At 49.7% G+C, this 21,475-nt stretch carries 22 protein-coding genes; 6 read left to right on the top strand and 16 right to left on the bottom strand.

All coding sequences use genetic code 11. The features are described from left to right. Positions 1 to 10: 10 nt before the first annotated feature. The 6 genes from L691_RS0106565 to L691_RS0106540 form a co-directional block, all read right to left on the bottom strand. Complete coding sequence (locus L691_RS0106565) at positions 11 to 463, bottom strand: GNAT family N-acetyltransferase (protein ID WP_025689513.1); 453 nt, start codon at positions 461 to 463, stop codon at positions 11 to 13. A 59-nt stretch (positions 464 to 522) separates the two neighbouring features. Continuing rightward, positions 523 to 1,290, bottom strand: a complete 768-nt coding sequence (locus L691_RS0106560; protein ID WP_025689511.1) for a 5-oxoprolinase subunit PxpA — start codon at positions 1,288 to 1,290, stop codon at positions 523 to 525. 159 nt (positions 1,291 to 1,449) lie between these two features. Then, positions 1,450 to 2,262, bottom strand: coding sequence for an amino acid ABC transporter ATP-binding protein (locus L691_RS0106555; protein WP_025689509.1), 813 nt, complete (start codon positions 2,260 to 2,262; stop codon positions 1,450 to 1,452). Positions 2,263 to 2,289: 27 nt separating this feature from the next. Next, positions 2,290 to 2,949, bottom strand: coding sequence for an ectoine/hydroxyectoine ABC transporter permease subunit EhuD (gene ehuD, locus L691_RS0106550; protein WP_025689508.1), 660 nt, complete (start codon positions 2,947 to 2,949; stop codon positions 2,290 to 2,292). A gap of 99 nt (positions 2,950 to 3,048) precedes the next feature. Next, positions 3,049 to 3,972, bottom strand: a complete 924-nt coding sequence (locus tag L691_RS0106545; RefSeq protein WP_025689507.1) for a substrate-binding periplasmic protein — start codon at positions 3,970 to 3,972, stop codon at positions 3,049 to 3,051. Position 3,973: 1 nt separating this feature from the next. After that, complete coding sequence (locus L691_RS0106540; protein ID WP_025689506.1) at positions 3,974 to 4,639, bottom strand: GntR family transcriptional regulator; 666 nt, start codon at positions 4,637 to 4,639, stop codon at positions 3,974 to 3,976. A gap of 728 nt (positions 4,640 to 5,367) precedes the next feature. Between L691_RS0106540 and L691_RS0106530 the strand changes: the two genes are divergently transcribed. Together L691_RS0106530 and L691_RS0106525 are read left to right on the top strand one after the other, a co-directional pair. Then, positions 5,368 to 5,838 (top strand): hypothetical protein, encoded by a 471-nt coding sequence (locus tag L691_RS0106530; protein WP_025689501.1) that lies wholly within the window; start codon positions 5,368 to 5,370, stop codon positions 5,836 to 5,838. 82 nt (positions 5,839 to 5,920) lie between these two features. Next, positions 5,921 to 6,343 carry a hypothetical protein gene (locus tag L691_RS0106525; protein WP_025689500.1) on the top strand — a complete coding sequence of 141 codons (423 nt, stop codon included), beginning with the start codon at positions 5,921 to 5,923 and terminating at the stop codon, positions 6,341 to 6,343. A 224-nt stretch (positions 6,344 to 6,567) separates the two neighbouring features. Here L691_RS0106525 and htpG read toward each other — a convergent pair whose 3' ends face one another. Further along, positions 6,568 to 8,448, bottom strand: a complete 1,881-nt coding sequence (gene htpG / locus L691_RS0106520) for a molecular chaperone HtpG (RefSeq protein WP_025689499.1) — start codon at positions 8,446 to 8,448, stop codon at positions 6,568 to 6,570. 353 nt (positions 8,449 to 8,801) lie between these two features. On the opposite strand from htpG, the gene L691_RS0106515 reads away from it, so the two are divergent. Genes L691_RS0106515 through L691_RS0106505 form a run of 3 tightly spaced genes read left to right on the top strand, consistent with a single transcriptional unit; the run spans position 8,802 to position 9,930 of the window. After that, positions 8,802 to 9,101 (top strand): lasso peptide biosynthesis PqqD family chaperone, encoded by a 300-nt coding sequence (locus L691_RS0106515; RefSeq protein ID WP_051459318.1) that lies wholly within the window; start codon positions 8,802 to 8,804, stop codon positions 9,099 to 9,101. Further along, entirely contained in the window at positions 9,098 to 9,553 is a 456-nt protein-coding gene (locus L691_RS0106510) for a lasso peptide biosynthesis B2 protein (RefSeq protein ID WP_025689497.1), read from the top strand. The genes L691_RS0106515 and L691_RS0106510 overlap by 4 nt, the downstream gene beginning before the upstream one ends. Before the next feature lie 47 nt (positions 9,554 to 9,600). After that, entirely contained in the window at positions 9,601 to 9,930 is a 330-nt protein-coding gene (locus tag L691_RS0106505) for a helix-turn-helix domain-containing protein (RefSeq protein WP_025689496.1), read from the top strand. A gap of 58 nt (positions 9,931 to 9,988) precedes the next feature. On the opposite strand, the gene galE is transcribed toward L691_RS0106505, so the two are convergent. Genes galE through L691_RS0106460 form a run of 9 tightly spaced genes read right to left on the bottom strand, consistent with a single transcriptional unit; the run spans position 9,989 to position 20,798 of the window. After that, positions 9,989 to 11,023, bottom strand: coding sequence for a UDP-glucose 4-epimerase GalE (galE, locus tag L691_RS0106500; RefSeq protein ID WP_025689494.1), 1,035 nt, complete (start codon positions 11,021 to 11,023; stop codon positions 9,989 to 9,991). A 1-nt stretch (position 11,024) separates the two neighbouring features. After that, entirely contained in the window at positions 11,025 to 12,575 is a 1,551-nt protein-coding gene (locus tag L691_RS0106495; RefSeq protein WP_025689493.1) for a lipopolysaccharide biosynthesis protein, read from the bottom strand. A gap of 13 nt (positions 12,576 to 12,588) precedes the next feature. Then, positions 12,589 to 13,764, bottom strand: a complete 1,176-nt coding sequence (locus L691_RS0106490; RefSeq protein WP_025689492.1) for a glycoside hydrolase family 88 protein — start codon at positions 13,762 to 13,764, stop codon at positions 12,589 to 12,591. 17 nt (positions 13,765 to 13,781) lie between these two features. Further along, positions 13,782 to 14,975: a glycosyltransferase gene (locus L691_RS0106485; protein WP_025689491.1), complete on the bottom strand. Its 1,194-nt coding sequence runs from the start codon at positions 14,973 to 14,975 to the stop codon at positions 13,782 to 13,784. A gap of 13 nt (positions 14,976 to 14,988) precedes the next feature. Continuing rightward, positions 14,989 to 16,182 (bottom strand): glycosyltransferase, encoded by a 1,194-nt coding sequence (locus L691_RS0106480; RefSeq protein WP_025689489.1) that lies wholly within the window; start codon positions 16,180 to 16,182, stop codon positions 14,989 to 14,991. 8 nt (positions 16,183 to 16,190) lie between these two features. After that, entirely contained in the window at positions 16,191 to 17,348 is a 1,158-nt protein-coding gene (locus L691_RS0106475; protein ID WP_025689488.1) for a polysaccharide pyruvyl transferase family protein, read from the bottom strand. Between the two features lie 18 nt (positions 17,349 to 17,366). Next, positions 17,367 to 18,398, bottom strand: a complete 1,032-nt coding sequence (locus tag L691_RS0106470; protein ID WP_025689487.1) for a glycosyltransferase — start codon at positions 18,396 to 18,398, stop codon at positions 17,367 to 17,369. After that, positions 18,388 to 19,617, bottom strand: a complete 1,230-nt coding sequence (locus tag L691_RS0106465) for a glycosyltransferase (RefSeq protein ID WP_025689486.1) — start codon at positions 19,615 to 19,617, stop codon at positions 18,388 to 18,390. Before L691_RS0106465 ends, L691_RS0106470 begins: the two co-directional genes overlap by 11 nt. Then, positions 19,614 to 20,798, bottom strand: a complete 1,185-nt coding sequence (locus L691_RS0106460; protein WP_025689484.1) for a nucleotidyltransferase domain-containing protein — start codon at positions 20,796 to 20,798, stop codon at positions 19,614 to 19,616. The genes L691_RS0106465 and L691_RS0106460 overlap by 4 nt, the downstream gene beginning before the upstream one ends. Positions 20,799 to 20,975: 177 nt before the next feature. Here L691_RS0106460 and L691_RS31855 point away from each other — a divergent pair. After that, positions 20,976 to 21,475: PglD-related sugar-binding protein (locus tag L691_RS31855; protein WP_156934179.1), on the top strand; the 500-nt coding region annotated here is incomplete at its 3' end.

The following is a 21,475-nucleotide window of genomic DNA, read 5'->3' as shown; positions in this document are numbered from 1 at the left end:
CACCTCCGGACTATCCCTTCAAATCTTTCACCAGGTGCATTGCCTCGCCCCAGAATTGGATCATTCCATTTCCGAACTGCTCCGTCGGCCTTTTCCAGAAGCCGTATCTTTCATAGAAATGCTCTAACCCTTTTGTCGACATCAGCCCGACAACGGCGCTTTGGCAGGCATTCTTGCCGATATAATCCATGATGCGTTCCATAATTCGAGCCCCCAGTCCCCTCCCTTGAAATTCAGGAAGGACGAGAACATCTTGAACATAGAAGCAGGTGCCGCCATCGCCGATCACTCTTGCCATCCCCACTATACGATCCGGGGATGCGGCGCAAACGGCAAACAGAGAATTATCCAGGCCTCGGGCAACTGAATCCTCCGGCATTAGTTGAAATTCTACAGCTTTGCGCAAGCTCAAATATTCCTTAACGGAAGGCTTACGGTCAACTAACAGTATATTATCCGTCATTCACCGGACCTCCCTATTCTATAGAACCTTAGCCCATCATCTGACGCGTTCCCATAAATCTACAGCCACTTCCCAAGGGGCATAACGCCGACTCCGTGATTCTTGAACGCCTCTTTAATCTTAAGCGCCAGCTCAAGCGAGCCCGCCGTATCCCCGTGAACGACCAACGTATGGCCGTGAATTTCAATTTCCTGCCCCGTAATTGCGGTCACTTTTCGTTCAAGCACCATCCGCAAACATCTTTCCACAACGACTTCAGGGTCATGAATGACAGCTCCCTCAATACTGCGGGAAACGAGGGATCCGTCTTCGTTGTACGCACGATCGGCATAGATAGAGAAGGCTATTTTGAGCCCGCGCTGCTCGGCAATATTCGCAAGCTCTCCCGGATCGGTCATCACGATCAAGGACGGATCATACATAACGATTGCTTCTATGAACGCCTCTGCGTAGTTCCGATCGTAATTCACCCGGTTTCCCAATACGCCGTGAGGGAATACATGCTGCAAGCTACCACCGTGTGCCCTGGCAAAAGCACTTAAAGCACCTATCTGATAAAGTGTATCCGTTATTATTTCTAACGAGGTTAATTCCATGTCCCTTCTTCCAAATCCCACCAGGTCAGGAAAACCAGGATGAGCACCGATACCAACTCCCATCTTCATCGCTTGCGCTACCGCCGCATTCATCGTACGCGGATCCCCGGCATGGAACCCACAAGCGATATTAGCCGAACTGATCACTTCCAATAACGCTCGATCATCAGCGACCTTATAGTTTCCATAGCCCTCTCCCAGATCGGAACAAATATCGATATAAGCCTTCATTCTTCAACTCCTCTTCCCTTACTTATCGTGAACTCTCGGAATCTCCTAACCCCTTCCTTAATCGAAGCCATGGAATCGCGAGACGATAATTAGACTTTGGCCGAAGTTCATTTTGCAGTGTCAAACTGCTCACTCTTTTCAGAAAATAATAGAACGAAATTACGATCTTTCCGCTACTTGTATATCCTGAACATCTTCCATCCAGTCCTGCTGGAGAGCACGACGCAGAAACTTGGCCGTTCTTTCGGTCTTCGGATGAGCGAACACTTCTTTCGCAGGCCCCTGTTCGACAATGACACCCTTGTCCATCACGATGACGCGATCTGCTACTTCTTCCGCAAATTTCATTTCGTGTGTCACCAAGATCATGGTCATTCCACCCTCCGCCAGCTTCCGCATGACAAGCAGCACTTCCCCCACAAGCTCAGGATCCAGCGCAGATGTCACCTCGTCAAATAGCATAATATCCGGATGCATGGCCAGCGCCCTGGCAATCGCAACGCGCTGCTGTTGGCCTCCGGATAATTGGCTCGGATAGTTGTTCGCCTTCTCCCTCAACCCAACAACTTCAAGCAAGCGAAGCGCTTCGGCTTCCGCATCCTTCTTATTCACCCGATTCACGTGAATCGGCGCCAGTGTAATGTTGCGTAGAATCGTGAGATGAGGAAATAGATTATAGGATTGAAAAACCATGCCCACTTTACTGTGAATCTCATTCAGCGCCTGTGGACTTGCATCGCTGGTCAGCGTTATGCCCTTAACGTTAATTGTCCCTTGATTAATGGTCTCAATCCCGTTTATTGTCCGAAGAAGGGTTGTCTTACCCGATCCGCTTGGACCGATGATAGATACAACCTCTCCCGCTTTTACCTCAAGCGAAACACCCCGTAATACCTCTACAGAGCCGAAACTCTTATGAATGTTATCCAGCGCGATTACCGTTTCTTTACCCGGTTTATGCTTCGTTGCCATCACAATCGCCCCTCTCCATATGTTCGTTTAGCGAGCCAGTTTTTTCTCAAGCATACGAACACCGATCATTGCAGGATAACTGATAATGAAGTAAATGATAAAAACAGCAGTATAGATCGTTATATACTGGAAGGTGTCCGAAGACAGCAATCTTCCGGCAAACATTAATTCCGTCACAGAGATCGTTGACGCCAGCGCACTATCCTTAAATAGAGAGACCAAATAATTCCCGAGTGACGGCATAATGACACGTAGGGTTTGCGGCAAAATAACCAAACGCATCGTCTTCGCCCAACTCATATTTAAAGCTTTGGCTGCTTCCCACTGCGTGCGAGGGATTGCTTCAATGCCGGAACGGTAAACTTCACTTAAGTACGCACCATAATTCAGAGCCAGTCCAAGGATGCCCGCTTGAAACGGATCAAAGCGTATGCCCATATAAGGAAGAACAAAGTAGATATAAAATAATTGGAGAATAAGCGGCGTGCCTCGGATCACTTCGACAATAATTCCGGCCGGAATGGATAAGATGCGAATATGGCGCTTCCCGATCCGCGGCATTGCAAGAAGCAAACCGATAACAAGTGCGATAGGGAAACTCACTAACGTCAGTAAGATCGTCTTCCAAAGACCACTGCTCAGCTTGGGCGCCCAGTCAATCAAATTCGCTATTAATTCATTTTGCACCCTATCTCGCTCCTTCCCTTTAAAAACCCCCTCTATTGTCAAGATTGGTCGTGAAACCTTTACTCGTAGAGGGGGGGATTGTTATCTGATTGACTATCCTTACTTATTAATCCAATAATCAGCAGGTGTTAATCCCCACTTCTCAAAGATCCCTTTAATCTCGCCGCTGCTTAAAGCCTGAGCGTAATATTCGTTAAACAAGGTAATGAATTCGGGATCTCCTTTAGCTATACCAATCCCGTTCGCTACCGCTGCCTTATCCGGAGAATACTCGGCAACCAATTCAAGATTCAGATTCGGGTTTTGGCTGATCGCATAACTCGATACAGAGGAATCGATCAGGGCGGCCGCCAAACGTCCGCTCTCTACATCCGCCATGACATCCTGAATCGTAGGATAGACACTCACCTGAACCTTGGAACCGTCTGCTCCCTTGATACTATTGAGCGTCTCAATCCATGTCGTGCCTTCATACGTCCCTGCCGCCTTACCGGCTAAATCTTCCAGTGATTTGATATTTTGCGGATTTCCTTTCTTCACAACCAGAGCTTCTGGATTGTAGAACAGGATGTCCGTAAAGTCGATTTGTTCTTGGCGTTCAGCCGTTTTGTACATCGCATCGCCCACGATTTGAATCCGGCCGCTTTGAATGGATGGGATAATGCTGCCGAATGGCATTGCAGTGGAGCTAATCTCCGCATCGACGTTCATATAAGTCAAGAAGCCGCGAATAATATCCGGAACAATCCCTTCCGCTTTCCCATCCGCCGTTACTGTAGACCAAGGTGCGTCATTGGAAGTTCCGATTTCGATTTTTTTGTTCGCAATAACTTCTTGCAATAATTTCGAGGTGACAGTTGGAGACGGAGACGCTTCAGCGTTGGAACCAGGATTAGAGGAAGAGGGTGGAGCGGCGTTCGAAGCCGAAGGAGAGCTGGAAGGGCTGGAGTTACCATTACCGCACGCAGCAGCAAATACCGTACAAATTGTCAAGACAATAATCACCATGGATAGTTTACGCATATTATTCCGCCTCTCTGAGATGATCCGTACTTGTAATCTCTTTTGCCAATTCTTCCATACCCTTCTCGATATGGGCCTTGATCAATTCTCCGACAAGCTCGTATTCTTTCGCTTGAATAGCCTCAACAATTTGGGTATGTTCGTCCAATGAAGATTGAAGGTGATCTCTCGAAGATGCGTAAACATGCAGATACCGTAGCGCTCTCTGCCTGAGCTGATCCGTCAAGGAGCAGATATAGAGGTAACCTGAAGCGCGGTAAAGTACGTCGTGGAAAAGTTCATCTAACTGAAGAAATTGCACCGAGTCTCGTTTCTCTACAGCGACTTTTTTCGCTTCGAGCAGCCTTTTCAACTCCAGAATCTGGCCCAGCTCGCACTTTCTTGCGCCTACTTTGGCTAGCATCGACTCCAGAGAAATACGTGCGCTATAGATTTCTACCAGATCCTCCATACTAAGCGGCGTTACCTTCGCGCCCTTATTGGATATATACGTAACCAACCCCTCTAAGGAAAGCCTGAGCAATGCTTGACGAACAGGCAAACGACTGCATTCCAGATGCTTCGCGATCAAGGTTTGATCAACTGTATCCAGAGGTTTTAGTTTCCCCTGAATAATCTCATTTCGAATATAATGGTACGCCCGGTCATTCTTATCTTCACTCTTCACGTTAGATAATCTCCCTTCCCGTCAAGGTAACTAGCCCAGTCTTCTTTAGCCACCCACTCCTCATTTCAAAATGGAATCCAATTCGATGAAATTGTCACCATTTTTTCATTATTTGATACAGTATAGAGTCTAAAGTTGTCGATCGTCAAGGTTTTGTGTTAGATTTTGTCACATAATATTCATAAAAATCGAGATTTCGAGCATTAGCAGACCAACTAATGTAACATTTACTTACACATGTGATTCCGGAAAAGAAAGGGAAGATTGCACAAGACATGATCGAGAGTAAAATGAACACAAAAATTTTTCTGATCGGATGCTGCATCTCCTATCCGTTCTTCGTTCATTTCTCAAGCGGTTTGCGGTGTATTACGGGGGTTAATGGAACGAAAGCATGCTCGGGCCTCTCCATAATCCTAATATTGGTTTGAACGTTGTGCTCATCAAGGTATTCGATCTGGGATTCGTCGGATTGATCATCTCTTTGATTACCGTGCCCAATACTTGGAACGGCGCTACCCTCGTCTACTTAATCAAATACAATCAATCGTTCCTCTTTAAGGTAGGTAATATGCTGAAGCTTATTAATCCGCAACATATCTTTAATATTTCCGTTTTGATAAATAAGACTTATTTTTAGGAGGGATCTAGCGTTAAATAATTTCATCCTTAAAACCGCACTGAGTCTCACCCTTGTCTCCGGTGCCGCCATTCTACCGGGAACTTCTTTGGCGGCTTCAAGCGGCTTCACGCAGGCTATGCTTGGAGATCAGAGCCAAGTTTATCAAGTTAATGATACAGAGGTTCTGATTGAGACCCAAGACAAACTCGTTGAGACTGAAGACAAGCTCGAACTTATTGACGTCGTAAAGGGCAGCGTGGTCAAGGAACTGAGTGCAGGTCAAAAAATCCTCGATGTCCATGTACTGACGAATCCGAACAAAATCATTGTGCTGACGCAAACCGATGCGGGCAAAATTCAAAAACGCGTCTTCAATGACCAGGGTGCTCAAACCGGAAAATTCCAGTACCCAATCCGCTTTTCCAAAAACGCTGAGACCAAATTGACGGCTCCTTACGGCCATGTGAATGAACGCCTGATGGTGCGGCAGGGCAATCGGTTCACCCTCTATTCACCGGCGGGAAGACAGCCTCTGGTCACCTTGGATGCCCAAATCGACAAAGGCATTTATGAATAAGTCAGCATATCGGACTGGGATTTTGTGGAATGCCCATATCTTGCGATCAAGTACTACTACCAAGGGAATATGTCAGACTCTTATGAACTACGGATACTTAATTTGCACACAAAAAAACAACCGATATCGACCGTCTTCCGATCGACACCAACCTGCGAATGTTCGCCACCCCGACCCGGCGGATCAGCAAGCCTTCCATTCCTTATACAGCCTGGCCTCCGGCAAAGAAATTCTGAGTCATACGTCCACATTCAAGCAATTATACGGCCAAACTTCCGGTTGGAAAACACAAACTGCCGGCGGATACGTATGTGTTCAGGACTTGAGTACAGGTCTTTGGAATATATATGAGGAAAATGGCTCAACCGTTGCTACCGAACAGGCAGGACTTGAAAAAGCAAGTTGGAAGTTTCTTAGCTACAATGCCAGCAAACGCGTAAGCTACTTTCTGGTTATGGAAGAAGGAATCAAATTACCGATAATAAAGCCTATAACCGTCAAGTAACGCTTAGATATTCCAAAGACATGTCGTTGATTAAAATACATGTTAGCTTCTATATTTATCTTCAACATGAGATGTTCTAAAACTCCATTTTGAACAGAGGTTCACCCTTCAAGCAAGTATAACCTCATCCTACACTGCCACCTCTTAATACGCCAAACAGCCCGCAATATGTCGGCCTAAGCGCCTACAGCGGGCTGTTTACTTCTGCTTAAATACTTGCCGTCTTACACCATAATCTTGCAAATATCGTTCGTGAACTCCACCGGATCGCCGACCGGCAGCCCTTCGATGAGCAGCGCCTGGTTGTACAGCAGGTTCGTATAGAGGGCAAGCTTCTCCTTGTCCTGCTCTTGAGCATTTTTAAGGGACTGGAAGACGTCATGGTTGACGTTGATTTCCAGCACCTTGTCGGCCTGAACATCGGCGCCGTTCGGCATCGCCCGAAGTGTTTTTTCCATCTCGATGGTCAAATCGCCTTCCGAGGACAGGCAGACGGGGTGGGATTTCAGCCGCTTGGAAGCTTTGACGCTCTTGACCTTGCCTCCAAGCACATCCTTCATCGCTTCAAAGAGGTCTTTATTCTCGGTATCCGCGTTTTCCGCAGCTTTATCTTGCTCCTCCGTATCAATTCCAAGGTCGCCGCTGGAGACGGATTTGAATTCCTTGTCCTTGTAGCTTATCAGCATCTTGATGGCGAACTCGTCGATATCGTCGGTGAAGTACAGAATTTCGTAGCCTTTATCGGCAACCAATTCGGTCTGCGGCAGCTTCTCGATCCGTTCGATGGACTCGCCGGAAGCGTAGTAGATGTATTTTTGCTCCTCGGGCATTCTGGATACGTACTCGTCCAGGCTGACCAGCTTCTTCTCCTTGGAGGAGTGGAACAGCAGCAGGTCCTGAAGCGTATCCTTGTTCATGCCGTAATCGTTGTATACCCCGAATTTGATCTGTCTGCCGAAGGCGCCATAGAACTTCTCGTACTTCTCTCTCTCGTCCTTGAGCAGGCTTTGCAGCGCGCTCTTAATCTTGTTCTTGATGTTCTTCGCGATCAGGCTGAGCTGGCGGTCATGCTGAAGCAGCTCGCGGGAGATGTTCAGCGACAGGTCCTCGGAATCGACCATCCCTTTGACGAAGCTGAAGTAGTCGGGCAGCAGGTCGCCGCATTTGTTCATAATGAGGACGCCGTTCGAATACAGCTCCAGACCTTTTTCATACTCCTTGGTGTAGTAGTCAAAAGGCGTATTCTCCGGAATGAACAGGATCGCATTGTACACAACCGCGCCGTCGGCGCTGATATGGATATGCTTCAGCGGCTTATCGAAGCCGTAGCGCTTCTCCTGGTAGAAGTTCTCGTAATCCTCGTCTTTCAGCTCGCTCTTATTCTTGCGCCAGATCGGGACCATGCTATTGACGGTCTGCTCTTCAGTCGTTTCCTCGTATTCGTTCTCGCTGCCTTCCTTCAATTTGCTGCTGGTAATGTCCATCTTGATCGGGTAGCGGATAAAATCGGAGTACTTCTTAATAATCGACTTCAGGCGGTACTCTTCCAGGTACTCATCGTAATTGTCTTCCTCGGTGTTCTCCTTGATCTTCAGGATGATGTCGGTGCCGACCGAATCCTTCCCGGTGGGCTCAATCGTATAGCCGTCCGCGCCTTCGGACTCCCACTTGAATGCCGTATCGCTGCCGAGCGGGCGGCTGATTACCGTAACGGTGTCGGCTACCATGAAAGCGGAATAGAATCCGACCCCGAACTGGCCGATAATGTTATGGCCGTCCTTCGCTTCGTTCTCCTTCTTAAAGGCGAGCGAGCCGCTCTTGGCAATGACCCCGAGGTTGTTCTCCAGCTCTTCCTGGGTCATACCGATTCCCGTGTCGGAGATCGTCAGCGTACGGTTCGTTTTGTCTGCGGTTATCTTAATGAAGTAATCCTCTTTGTTAAACGTGAGCGACTCATCGGTCAGCGCCTTGTAATAAATTTTGTCGATGGCATCACTGGAATTGGAAATGAGCTCACGGAGGAAAATCTCGCGCTGCGTATAGATCGAGTTGATCATCATTTCCAACAATCTTTTCGATTCGGCTTGAAACTGTTTCTTGGCCATGGAATACTCCCCTTCCTTAATCGTCCTGCGAAAAAACATGTCCGCATCTTTTTCGCACAGATTAGCACTCGAATCACTCGAGTGCTAATCCCTATTTTTATATACCACATCTATACAATCAGGTCAATATGCTACAGTTGAATACAAAATTACTCCCGGGTATAGTTGACAATAATTTGGTAGAATGTTACCTTATACTTATAATTTACGTTCTTTATAAAGAACATGACATTGCGATTGAATTTCTTTGCTCAACAATTATATTTTTACATTTATTTAGTCCTGTTCTTTAGAAAGAACGTTAGATTACAAGACAAACCACCTGAGATTTCCGGCTAAGGAGATGATTATTGGTGAAAAAAGCAGAGATTTTATCCATAGACACCGTTCTAGTTCAATGTGAAGGCAATATTGTAAGCGATATGGACGGCGAGAAGGTTATGCTCAGCATACAGCAGGGGAAGTATTTCAATTTGGGCCAGGTCGGTGGAGATATTTGGAGCATCATCAGCACTCCAAGGTCCGTGAAGGAGATCATCGGATCCCTTCAGCAAATCTACGAAATTGACGCTGACATTTGCGAACAGGACGTCATTCCTTTTTTACAGAGCCTGTTGAAAGAAGATTTGATTCGAGTAGCTGATGCCGGATGAAGATGGCAAGCAAGTTCCGGCTGTTGTTCACCCTAGACAAGACTACCCTGGTTTTTTATTTGGAAGCTTTTTTACTATTGGGATGGGCCCGAACGCGCCTCTTCTACAAGTTCTCCAAAGTAGTGCCTTCGCTCGGTGAAAGAGGACAAGAGACGGATCAAGACTACGATGCAAGCCATACTTCCGCCATGAGACATATTGCCAGCTCCATAAATATAATCAGCAAGTATACGCCGTGGGACAGCAAATGTCTGGTAAGAGCCATAGCCGGGATGAAAATGCTGGAGCGAAGGGGCATCGGCAGCACCCTTTATTTAGGAACGGCCAAGGACGATAGCGGCAATCTGATCGCTCACGCCTGGCTTCGCAGCGGCCCTTATTATATTTCCGGCGCAGAAGAGATGCATCAATTTACTGTTGTCGATAAGTTTGCCAAAACGTCTAATAAATAAATCGAAATCGATATGTTATTATCCGTTTCAAGTATTGGAGGTCCGCCATGATCGGCAAAAAGATACAACAGCTTCGCAAGAATAAAAATTACTCCCTTACTGAATTATCCGAGAGAGCGGGAGTAGCCAAATCCTATTTGAGTTCAATCGAGCGCGGGATTCAGCGGAATCCCTCCATTCAGTTTCTGGAGAAGGTAGGCTTGGTCCTAGGCATAACCGTGGAAGAATTCCTGCAGTCCGATAAGCAGAAGGAAGACGCCGAACCGGCCGATATGGAATGGAGCGAGCTCGTCAAGGAAGCGATGAACTCCGGTATCAGCAAGCGAGAGTTTCGCGATTTCCTGGAATTCAGCAAATGGAAGCTGGAACGGCGCTAGTCTGATGAATAAGAAAAGCCATCTCTTCAGCATTTTGCCTCCGAGACAGCTCAATCGATCACTTTAATGGTTCCAGTTCACTCTCTGCATAGCCTCTGGGATTAGCGGACTGCCAACGCCACGTATCCTCGCACATTTCTTCGATTCCCCGGACGGCCTTCCAGCCCAGTTCTTCATTCGCCTTGAACGTATCGGCGTAGCAGACGGCGATATCGCCCGCTCTTCGTTCCGCGATCTGGTAAGGAATCGCTTGGCCCGACACCTTCTCGAACGCCTTCACGATCTCCAGTACACTCAGCCCCCGGCCCGTCCCAAGATTATACACGTCCACGCCTGTACGGCCCATTATCCTCTCCAGCGCCTTCAGATGGCCCTGCGCCAAATCCACGACATGAATATAATCTCTTACGCCTGTTCCGTCAGCCGTCGGGTAGTCATTGCCGAATACGCTGAGCTTGGCCAGCTTGCCGACAGCTACCTGGGAGATATAAGGCAGCAGATTATTCGGAATGCCGTTCGGGTCTTCGCCGATCCGCCCGCTCTTATGCGCCCCGATCGGGTTAAAGTAGCGCAGGATCGAAATGCCCCAGCGGGAATCGGATACGGCGATATCACGTAAAATATGTTCAATCATTTCCTTGGTTCGTCCGTACGGGTTGGTAGCACCGATGGGGAAATCCTCCGTAATCGGCACGGACTCCGGAGCGCCGTAGACGGTGGCCGAAGAGCTGAACACGAGGCGGAATACGCCATGCTTCTGCATGGTCTCGCATAGGCTCAAGGTGCTCATAATGTTGGTGTGGTAATATTTCAGCGGAATTTGCACCGATTCACCCACAGCCTTAAGCCCCGCAAAATGAATGACGGCTTCGATAGCGTGTCTGGCGAACACATCGTCCAGCGCCTCCCCGTCGAGCAGATCCAGCTCATAGAAGGCAAAGGGCTTGCCCGTAATTTCGCCGATCCGCTTGATCGCCTCGGGATGGCTGTTGGCAAAATTATCGACAATTACAACTTCATATCCCGCTTCCAGCAGTTCCACCGCGGTATGGCTGCCAATGTAACCGGCGCCTCCGGTGATAAGAATAGCCATCCTAATCAACCTCCGTCTTTTTTAATGGGCCGAACCTTACCGTGACCTTTCCAAGCAATGTCTTGGCGATTCCTTGCAGGTAGGCGAACTCGTCTCTGCGGTGAAAGAGCAGCACATAGATGAGATTGACAATGATGAACGCGACCGCGCCTTTAATGATGAGAAGCGGAAAGCTGTTCGCATGGACTAGACCGCTCGCTGAATATGCTGCAAAAAAAGCGCCCACCCCTATTATAGTGAAGTATGCATAAAGTCGGTAGTGCTCCGATATGGGTCGATGGAATACCTTTTTATACACTAAATAGGGTGTTGTCCAAAAAGGCATGGCTAAGGCGCCGACCATTGAACCGACGAAAACTCCTGCAATCCCGATCTGTCGCACTAAAAGAATGGAAATGCCCAAGCCGACAGCCGCCTGAGCCAGCGGAACAAACCGGTCTTCTTGAAAAATACCGGCTGTAGTCTTCACGGTCGTAATCGGATTGCGCATCCCGCGCTCGAAGAACAGAAGCAGCAGAATGGCAAGAACCCCGCTGCTCATCAGGAATTTCTCTCCGATCCACAGCGTGATGAACGGCGCGAGCACGATATATAACAGTATCGCTAGCAGCGAGTACAGCCAAAAGCTGAGCAGCAGCATGACTTTATATACGCTGTATACTTTTTCCGTACTTTCACTCGACACGAGATTGCCAACGCTGTGATACAGATTAATGAACACCTGATTGATGAACGTTCGGGCGATATCGATCAGCATTTTATAGTTGGAATACAAGCCGACGGCCTTGAGGCTGACAAAGGTGGAGATCAGGATGCTTTCCGTTTCGAGCACCAGGTAGCTGCCGATGTTCTGGATGATAATCGCTTTTACATTTTTGACGATTCCGTTTCGGGTTCCGGCATCGAGCCTGCCTATCACTTTTTGCTTCAAATAAGGATATTTCCGGTTCGCGACGACCGTTAAGAGGATAGAGGTCGTTATCGTCAGCACGCTGTCTACAATAAGGAAAAGAATATAGTTCGACGTGTAATACAGGATGCCGATCTTCAGGCAGGTGGAGATAATGGAAGTCACCGAGAAGGCCACGGTTACGATATAGTTCTTCTGATTGACGCTCAGGAATGAATTCTTATAGGAGAAAAGATAGGGCGTTAGCGTATTGAGCAGAAAGATCAGGTAAATTAAATGCAGATGCTCCACGCTATGATCCTTGACGATCACGTTCAGAAAAGGCATGACCGACAGTCCGAGCAATGTCACTACAAGCGCGATGACAAGATAGGCTCTGCGGTACAGCCGCATTAACCGGCCGATCTTCTCATAATCATTCTCCGCCACCGGCTTATACAGACTGTACATAATACTCGTCCCGATTCCCGCCTCGGCGAGCGTCAGCATCGAGAGAATGTTCGTGAACAGACCGTTTACGCCCAAATACTCGATGCCCAGCCGGTTAATGAAGACGGTTCTGGAGACAAAGCTAAGCAGGGTGATCACCAGTTGATTGCCGATGCCCGCCGTTATATTAATGATGGAGTTTTTTACTCTCATGTATATCCCCTGCCTATTGATCCTTCGAGTTGGCCAATCGGATGCAAAAGCCTTGCGTGAACGGCAAGATATTGAACAGGACGGAGTAAACGCCGATGTCCTTCGTATCCCCCTGAGAAAAATCAACGGCGCCGTTCCTTCTCGTTGCCTTCATTAAATAGAGAATCGCTGAATCAGCGGCGGCCGCACATTCCCGTGATATTTCTTCGATCTGTGCCGCGTTCAGCATAAACCAGGCCAGCATCGCTGTCGCCGAGGAATCGGCTCTGGATTCAGGTCTCGTTACCGTCCAGTTCCACTGCCCCTGATCTCCCTGCACCGTAAGGACCGTGCGGGCAAACCGTACGACGGCTTCCTCCAGCGGCTTCTTGTATTCATGGCTGTCCGGAAGCTCCCGCCAAGCATCAATGAGGCCGATCGCGTACCATCCGAGCCCTCTGCCCCAGCCGTACAGGCCAAGCGGATACTTCGTCCCGGTGCTGTACGCATGGCACGGAATTGACGTTCCCTGCAGCATTCCGAACCGCTCATACTCCAGAATTTGTCTCACGGCCAGCTCGATACATTCCGGCTTTCCGTATCGCAATCCGTACACTACCAGGAAGGGGCAAATAAAGCCGATCGTATCGACATAACGATAATCCTTCATTGATTTGCGGTACTGCACCGTTCCGTCTTCGCCGATATGCTCCTGAATCAGCTTCCACATCTGATCCATCGCAGCTTTATGCGCCTCTGGCCGCCCTTCGGAATGCTTCATCACCCCGTAAGCCAAGATGGCGCCATCCACCTGCTGCGGCGGGTGATTCCACCGGCCGTCGCTTCCAAATTTGGAAGAGATCAGGGCATTCACCGCCGCTTCCGCCTTCGGATCGCTGTTATGGCTTAAATAGCTGTGAAAGCCGAGCAGCAGGGAAGCCTCCTGCCAATACTGAATGGCCGGTCTCGTATAGTTGCCTCTCAGCATATCCAGCACAATTAACCGGGTATTGTCGGTAAGCTTAATTTTAGGCGTTCTTGTCAGCCATTTCGCACCGGTTTCCGTAACGGCCTTCGCCCAGACATGCCTGTCACTGTATCTGCCGATGTGTATCCTCCCGAACCAGTCTCCAAAGATAGGCGCCGCATCAATTAGCGCTATGATCAATACGATTGCGATAACTATGAGGCCAAACGTTAGACCAAATATAGCTCCCACCCCTTAATCTAGCTTATCCACTGGTACAATTTATGGACTTCGTCCTCTGTTCCCATCTCTTCATGCTCCAGATTGCCGATGAACCGCTCCCTCAATTCTTCATCATCGATCAGCTTCTTGACGCCGGAGTATACGGAATGGGCGTCTCTGCCCACGATGAGCCCGTTATATCCATCCTTCAATTGATCGTAGATGACTTCAAAATCAGTCGAGACAATCGGCTTGTGCAGGATCTTGGCTTCCGTTATCGTCAGGCAGCGGCCCTCGAACAAGGAGGTCTGCACATAGATATCACACTGCTTGATGTAAGGATACGGATTCTCCCTAAGTCCCGTGAGGATTAGAATATCCTGCAGCCCCTTTTCCCGGATCAGCCGCTCCAGGCTCCCTCTTTCCTCTCCCTCGCCAACGATGTACCAACGGATGTCATATCCTTCGCGGACTAGCAAATCGCAGGCTTCCACGGCCAGGTTGAAGCCTTTTTGATAGTTCAGCCTGCCGACAGAGACAATCGTTGTTTGTTCCCGCTTCTGAATAGGGCTTTCATCGGAAGACATTTCGGTAATGGCGGAGGGAGACACGATATTATGCATCAGCGCGATTTTCTCCTTATAGGCGGGAAACCGGTCTTTCAAAATTTGCACGCATTCTTCAGATACGGTTGCAATGCAGTCCAATTGGCTGAAATACTTGTCATCCAGGTCCGGGTTCATGCCCAGCTTATCGTAGTCATTATGAATGAACCCGATCTTCTTACGAGCCTTCACCACTTTATCCACCACATAGCGAATAGGCGAATTCTCCATATATCCAATGGCGGCATCGTATTCAGCGGATAGCTGCGGCAGCGACTGCGAGCTGTATTTCCACAGCAGCTGTTCGCGTCTGGCCGGATGGCTCTCCTTTTTAAACAGAAATCCCGCTCTGATCCGCGCTATAGCCAGACCCGGCTTGCCTTCTGCAAGACAGTTCTTCAGCGCCTTTTTGATGGACATATCAAAATATTTGTACCTGGGTGGAGCATCCAGAAGGCGGACTTGATCCGGGATCTTATTCATAAAGAGGCCCTCGTGCTTGAACAGCAGCAGATCCACATCGCAGCGGGAATAATCGATGGATTGGAGCAATGAAATGAGCGACTTCTCCGCGCCTCCGCAGACGAGACTATTCATGACGAACAGCAGCTTCTTTTTCCCGGTCATAGCACTCACCCTTCTATGCGAGTAAATTGTAGAACTTATAAATTTCATCCTCGGTCCCAAGCTCAAGCTGCCCCAGATTATCCGACAGCCGGGCTCGCAGGCCCCGATCCGCGATGAGCTGCTCGATTCCAGCCGCGATGGCGGACGGATTCATGTCCACGATCAGCCCGTCGAAGCCGTGGCGGATTTGGTCTCTGGCGGTGCTGAAGTTGGTGACCACGATCGGTTTCTTTAATATTTTCGCCTCATCGATCGCGATGGATTTGCCCTCGAACCGGGAGGTCTGGACGTACAGATCGGCCCTTTGGATATAGGGATACGGGTTGGAGCGGAGTCCCAGCAGCCTGAAATGATCCTGAAGCCCGTAATGGCGGATCATTTGGGTCAGCTTTTGCCGTTCCTCTCCTTCGCCAATAATGCTCCAGCGGACGTTGTAACCTTTATCGACTAGTTCTTTGCAGGCTTCAATAGCCAGCTCGAAGGCTTTTTGCGGGTGCAGCCGGCCGATAGATAGAATGTTAATTCCATCCTCATTGCTGCTGAAATCATCGGGCGGATTCTGCATGGCGAGCTGCTTGATCAGCACCGGGGATACAATATTATGAATCACATTGACCTTGTGGTCCTGCTCTGGAAATCTTTTGACCAATATGTTGCCGCATTCTTCCGATACCGTAACCAAATGCTGCAGCTGCTCGAAATAACGTTCGTCAAAGGCGGGGTCCATCCCCAGCTTATCGTAGTCGATATGAATCCAGCCGATTTTGCTCTTGGCCTTGGCCTTCTCGACACAGAAATAGATCGAAGTCTTCTCAAGGAAGCCGATCGCCGTATCATACTTCTTGGGGAGAATCTGGAAAAAACGCGACAGGTGCTTCCAGCTGTACTGCTCTTTCACGGAGTCATTGCCTGCGCCCCGGTTCTTCAGGCTAAACATGAGGCGGTGATACACCAGTGTAAAATGTCCGGCCAACAGCAGCTTCAGCACAGCCTTGGGAAGAGGCAGGACGAAGCGTTTGTAATGCTTGGGGACGGGCAGCACATTCACTTCCGGCGGAATAAACTCCATGAACAGTCCTTCATGATTCAACAAGAAAAGGTCAACCTCATACGCGTTATAGTCGATTTGGCTCAGTAAATTAATCAGACTTCGTTCACCGCCGCCGGAAGTCAGACTCGGTATAACAAATAGGAGTTTTTTTTTCATGTTCACCTCTAGGCAAGCTCTTTCAAGTAGTCGACCGCTTTATAGGACATTTGCTGAATCCGGGGTACGGATTGCCTCAGCGCCGCCTTGATCTCTTCTTCTTCTACCAGCATTTCACTAAATTTAGCAATCAGATTCCTGCCGCTGGAAATCTCCTTAATACCGAGCACCAGCTTCTCCTCGCCGAATAGATCTTTCGCGATCCCCTTGGACTTGACGCTGTACCCAAGCACCATGGTCGGAACAAAATTGGAGTATGCCGCAATGGTCGCATGGGTCCGGGCCCCGATAAAGAATCTCATCCGCGCAATATAGCCTTTATATTGAACCGCCGTGAGATGATCGGGAAGCAGGATGACTCTGCCGGTGTTTTCGAATTCCTCATGGAATAATCGTAAAAGCTCATAGTCGTTGTTGCCGTCCACCATCACATGCGGGGTCAGGGCAATCGTCATGTCCGTCGTCTTCAGAATATGCGACAGCAATTCGCGCACCGCCGAGCCCGCCTGCTTGTTGCGGCTGCTGACGAGCGGGCTAAAGTTAACGCCTATCGTATTCCTTAGCTGCCAGCCGTCAGGAAGCGGAAGCTCCTCTTTCTCCATCGTAAAAGCCGGATCGGCGCACAGCCGGACATTTCGGAGACCCTGATCCCGCAGCATATTATACGTCAGGCTTTCACGGGCCAGAATCAAATCGAACAGTTTTAGATCCTCAAGCTTCCTGTCCGTCATGTCTTCTTCCCCAATCGAGCAGCCCCACAGCACCAGCTTCTTGCCCTGCCGCTTGACTCTGCGGTCGATCTCATACCAGCCCGGCTGCTCGCCGTAGCAGTAATTATCTCCCCCGATGGACAAGCACACATCGACATCCTTGATCCGGCTGATCGTGTTCTGTTCAATGATCCCGGTGGCATAGGACTCATCCCCCAGCAGCTTGAACCGGACCGCAGACATCATCCACTGCAGGGAAGGCCTCACGATCTCCGATTTGGAGCCGTCATAAATTCCGTCCAGACTCGGAATGGCTCGGTCGGTATGCGGCTGCTCGGATGCCAGAAATACCCTTGCTCCGCTGATGTTCTCCTTGATCATTTGAGCGGAGGAGCGGACAATCGCCTCGCAGCCCCGATTTAAGCTGCCGCCATGCGCAAACATCATAATTTTCATGACTAATCACTCCTAATATTAGGCGTTTCTCAGCCTGCTGTAAGCGGCTATGCCTACGAGGCCCAGTGTCAATCTGGTGCGGATCATCATTATGGTCGCTTTCTCGAACCTGCCCAACTGTCCGAATTCCGACTCACAATACACGGGCAGCGCCGCCCTTACATGAGGGTTGTTGATTAATTGGCTTATGTAGCGATACCTTTGCCGGAACTTCACCGTCTTGGAAGGCTTCAAATAAATATAGATGCAGGCCATGGCCGTCTTGATAAAGCGGATGGCTTTCAAACGCTTAATAAGAGGCTCGGACAGGAGCTCTCTAAAGATTTCCGGCGGTTCCGTCTGATAGATCCGGAGTGCCTGGCCGAAGTAGTCCTTTTCCAGTATATTCCTCGTGGCGCTCCCCTGCACCTCTCTGTAGTGGTAACCCGTGTAATCGATATATCTCATAGAAGCGGCCCGGGCAAAAAAATGTATATTGAACAGCGCGTCCTCGCCCAAGGCTACCTTTTCCGGAAACTTAATAGAATGCTCCAAAATGACGCTCCGCTTGTATATTTTGTTGACAGACGTATTGAGATCATCGCACTGCAAAAAAAGGGGCAGGATTTCCGTCCGAATGAACTCCCTGTCCAGCAGCCTTCCTTGATCAAAAGGATAGCGGGTGACGACCGGCCGCCCGTCGATCTCGCTCTCCAGATTCGAGACCGCGGCATCGCAGCCCTCAAGCGCCGCCAGGCCGTACAGCGTGCTGTACATATCGCTTTCGATGTAATCATCAGCATCTACGAAGCCGACATATTCTCCTGTGGCGATCGCCAGACCCCGGTTTCGCGCCATGCTCACCCCCTGGTTCTCCTGGTTAATCAGCCGGATACGGGGGTCATCCTTCATCGCGGCTTCGATGATCGCCCGGCTGCCATCCACAGAGCCGTCGTTGACAAAGATGAACTCGCAATCCGTAAGCGTCTGGGCTTGAAGGGACCGGATGCACTCGGCAAGATAAGGCTCCGCGTTAAATACCGGAATAATAACGCTGACATTATACCGCACTAAGAACACCCTCCTTCGCATCACTCTCGTCTATACAGCGGTACAGCTTCTCCAGCTCACTGCTATTGCCATAATCGGCTTTCCGGCAGTGATCCGCCAGCTTCTCACGCACATCGGGGCGGAGGTAAAGCTCCTCTATGCCGTCCGCGATTCCCTCCACCGACAAGGCGGTGATCCTGCCGTCAATTCCGTCCGTCACCTGACTGCGTGACGTTGTGTAATCGGTAATCAGCACCGGCTTCCCGAGAATCTTCGCTTCCGTAACCGTAACCGCCTTCCCCTCATAGCGCGAGGGCTGAACGTACAGATCTCCGCAGTGGATATACGGATAAGGATTGATCTGCTTGCCCAGGAGAATAAATTGGTCCTCAAGGCCGGACTCAGCGATTAGTTCCCGGACCAAATCCTCGTCTCCGCCGTAACCGACCACATACCAGGCGATGTCGTCATATCCCCGGTCCTTCAGCAGCTTGAGCGCTCTGACCGCGTTGTCGATTCCTTTGGCATGGGACAGTCTTGCCACCGTAACCAGCTTGAAGCGCGGGTCCCGCCCCATATCGCCGGCGGATTCTTTTACGGCCATGGATCGGATAAATTCCGGTGAGGTCATATTCTCGATGACGATCACCTTACTTTCAAGACTCCCATATTTCGCTAAAAAAGACTCTTTGCACGCTTCAGATACCGCCACAATGCGGTCGAACTTGTCCCACGTCTTCAAATCCATATTCACATCTGTCTCAACCGTGGAATAATCCGTATGAATCCAGGCGATCTTCGTTCTTGCCGACACCTTGTCAGCGACAAAATCATGCGGCCACAAATAGCTGATGGCAGCGTCATATTCCGGATCCAGACGGGGAAGAAACGGAAGGGTGTATTTCCACATCAACTGCATTTGGAAGTACCCTAATTCCTTAAGCCCTTTCCTCTTGCCCACCGCTGAAGCATGCAGTCTGGATAAGAGCCGTCCCAGTCCGATCATGAAATGTCCGCTGCGGAAGACTTCATATATAGACTTGCGGAACGTCGCATAGGGCGGCTGCTCGGGAAGAAGCCTCGCTGCGGACGGCAGCAGTTCCATAAATTCTCCAGTGTGGCGGTACAGCATGAGGTCAACGGCATAGGATTGGTAGTCAAAATGGTTAAGCATGCCAGCCAGACTCCGCTCTACTCCGCCAACCTCCATATCATATGAGGCGATCAGCAGCTTTTTCATTTCTGCACACCTACCGTTTTTCTCCAGGCCCACAAAAAGGGACGCAGAGGGAAATATAGAAAATGCAAATTTTTCGGCAGAGGCATCGTTTCCGCATCCTCCGGATAGGGAAAAAGAAAGCTCAGGATAAACTTAAACTTCTGAATCGGCGCAAGCAGGGCAAATTGATGCCGCTTATGATAAGCGGCAACGTCCTCCGGAACGGGGATGGAATGCAGATTGATCATCCGTTCCAAGTAGAACATCGCCTGCTGCGCCATTGCCCGCGACTTCGGAGCAGACTCCATGCTGCGAAGCCCGGCGGCGATCTCGGCGTCCAGCAGTCCGCCGGCCAGCGTCAACGCTTGCCCGCCTACATGGTAGTAATGATATTTACGGAGCAGAGCGGTCAATTTCCCGGCATCCGGCTGTTGAAGCAATAGCTGTTTAATATCCAGCAGCCACCGCAGCCTCGACCATCCATGCCGCGCCCCGTGGGAGACGAGAAACAGGAACAGGTCCTCCTGCCCCAAATAAGCGATCGGCTGCCGGGTCAGATCGCTAATCCGCCTGCGGCTCCACAGTTCTTCAAAGTCAGGCTCACTGGAAGGAGCGGGATTGAGTCTCCAGTGAAGCTCCACTTTAATCCCCTTGTTCGGATGGGTAAAGGTCGTATGGTGATGCCTCCACTTCCAATCATTCAGAACGGTATGGATATAATCGTCTTTCACATAACCGAGACCGGCCAGTAAGGACTCCGCCGCGTCCAGTTCGGTAAGCGGGATCAGCAGATCCAGGTCACAGGAGGTTCGCAGAGATATATCGCCATAGAGATCCTTGGCAATGACCGGACCTTTCAGAAAGAGCGCTCGGATATTCTTTCGGTCCAGCTCTCCTCCAATAAACTCCATTTCACCGCTCAAATGAAGCATCTGAAACGTATTTCGGCTGTAGAAATTATAAAGACAGCTGATTACTCCGGCCGGCACCGCGTCCTCCCTCAGATTTTTCAGCTTGGGATAAAGATTAGGGTATACGCGGTGATGCACAGCCAGCTCAATAAACGCTTCCCAGTCCATCCCACGGAACAGCTCCGGACGGCGGACAGGCAAATCCTCCACCTTCTCCGCGCCAAGAAGCGCCAGAAGAAGCTGCATTTCGGTTGATAGGACTTCCGTCTTCAGAGCAAATGGATTTCTCATGGGATATCTCCTTACCTCCGAGAACATAGCGAAACCTCCGAGAACATAGCGAACAAGAAAGTCAGATTCGTTCTATTTAACGAACACAAACAAAGCGTAACATTCTTGGCAGAAAGTTGTCAATTGTCAGATCGCAAAAACAATAAATTGATTCCGAAACAGCAGGGATATGCTATATTGAAACAAAGAAAGGGGGGATTTTGCCTGAAAAATATCGTCGTATTCGGCGCAGGGGGACATGCCAAAGCGGTCATCGACGCCATTGAACGGGAAGGACGATACCGGATCTCCGGGCTGCTCGACAGCTACAAAGCTGTTGGCTCTGAGGTTTACGGGTATCGGGTTCTTGGAAACGAACACTATATCGCCGATCATCGGGAGAATATTCACGGAGGCATCGTCGCCATCGGGGATAATTGGACCCGGGCTCTTATCGCCGCCCGCATCGCCTCCCTCTACCCGGGCTTCGTCTTCGTGACGGCTGTCCATCCGGGCGCCTGGATTGCCAGGGGAGCGGAGCTCGGCCAAGGCACCGTCTTGATGGCGGGGGCCATCGTTAACAGCGATACCGTAATCGGCGAACACTGTGTGCTGTATCCGAAGGCTTCGGTCGATCATGATAGCCGGATCGGGGATTATGTCACATTGGCTCCGGGCGCGACGACAGGCGGGAATGT

This window comes from Paenibacillus zanthoxyli JH29 (assembly GCF_000520715.1).
GTDB classification, from domain to species: domain Bacteria; phylum Bacillota; class Bacilli; order Paenibacillales; family Paenibacillaceae; genus Paenibacillus_AQ; species Paenibacillus_AQ zanthoxyli.
The sequence above is the reverse complement of the archived record's forward strand: the minus strand, read 5'-3'. Positions and strand labels throughout refer to the sequence as shown.

What these genes read in the sequence shown, in the direction of transcription:
- L691_RS0106510 (WP_025689497.1), top strand. Translation starts at nt 9,098, where the DNA reads ATGAAGATGGCAAGCAAGTTCCGGCTGTTGTTCACCCTAGACAAGACT.
- L691_RS0106485 (WP_025689491.1), bottom strand. Translation starts at nt 14,975, where the DNA reads ATGACCGGGAAAAAGAAGCTGCTGTTCGTCATGAATAGTCTCGTCTGC.
- L691_RS0106525 (WP_025689500.1), top strand. Translation starts at nt 5,921, where the DNA reads ATGAACTACGGATACTTAATTTGCACACAAAAAAACAACCGATATCGA.
- L691_RS0106465 (WP_025689486.1), bottom strand. Translation starts at nt 19,617, where the DNA reads ATGAAAAAGCTGCTGATCGCCTCATATGATATGGAGGTTGGCGGAGTA.
- L691_RS0106475 (WP_025689488.1), bottom strand. Translation starts at nt 17,348, where the DNA reads ATGAAAATTATGATGTTTGCGCATGGCGGCAGCTTAAATCGGGGCTGC.
- L691_RS0106460 (WP_025689484.1), bottom strand. Translation starts at nt 20,798, where the DNA reads ATGAGAAATCCATTTGCTCTGAAGACGGAAGTCCTATCAACCGAAATG.
- L691_RS0106505 (WP_025689496.1), top strand. Translation starts at nt 9,601, where the DNA reads ATGATCGGCAAAAAGATACAACAGCTTCGCAAGAATAAAAATTACTCC.
- L691_RS0106565 (WP_025689513.1), bottom strand. Translation starts at nt 463, where the DNA reads ATGACGGATAATATACTGTTAGTTGACCGTAAGCCTTCCGTTAAGGAA.
- L691_RS0106480 (WP_025689489.1), bottom strand. Translation starts at nt 16,182, where the DNA reads ATGAAAAAAAAACTCCTATTTGTTATACCGAGTCTGACTTCCGGCGGC.
- L691_RS0106560 (WP_025689511.1), bottom strand. Translation starts at nt 1,290, where the DNA reads ATGAAGGCTTATATCGATATTTGTTCCGATCTGGGAGAGGGCTATGGA.
- L691_RS0106495 (WP_025689493.1), bottom strand. Translation starts at nt 12,575, where the DNA reads ATGAGAGTAAAAAACTCCATCATTAATATAACGGCGGGCATCGGCAAT.
- L691_RS0106545 (WP_025689507.1), bottom strand. Translation starts at nt 3,972, where the DNA reads ATGCGTAAACTATCCATGGTGATTATTGTCTTGACAATTTGTACGGTA.
- L691_RS0106555 (WP_025689509.1), bottom strand. Translation starts at nt 2,262, where the DNA reads ATGGCAACGAAGCATAAACCGGGTAAAGAAACGGTAATCGCGCTGGAT.
- galE (WP_025689494.1), bottom strand. Translation starts at nt 11,023, where the DNA reads ATGGCTATTCTTATCACCGGAGGCGCCGGTTACATTGGCAGCCATACC.
- htpG (WP_025689499.1), bottom strand. Translation starts at nt 8,448, where the DNA reads ATGGCCAAGAAACAGTTTCAAGCCGAATCGAAAAGATTGTTGGAAATG.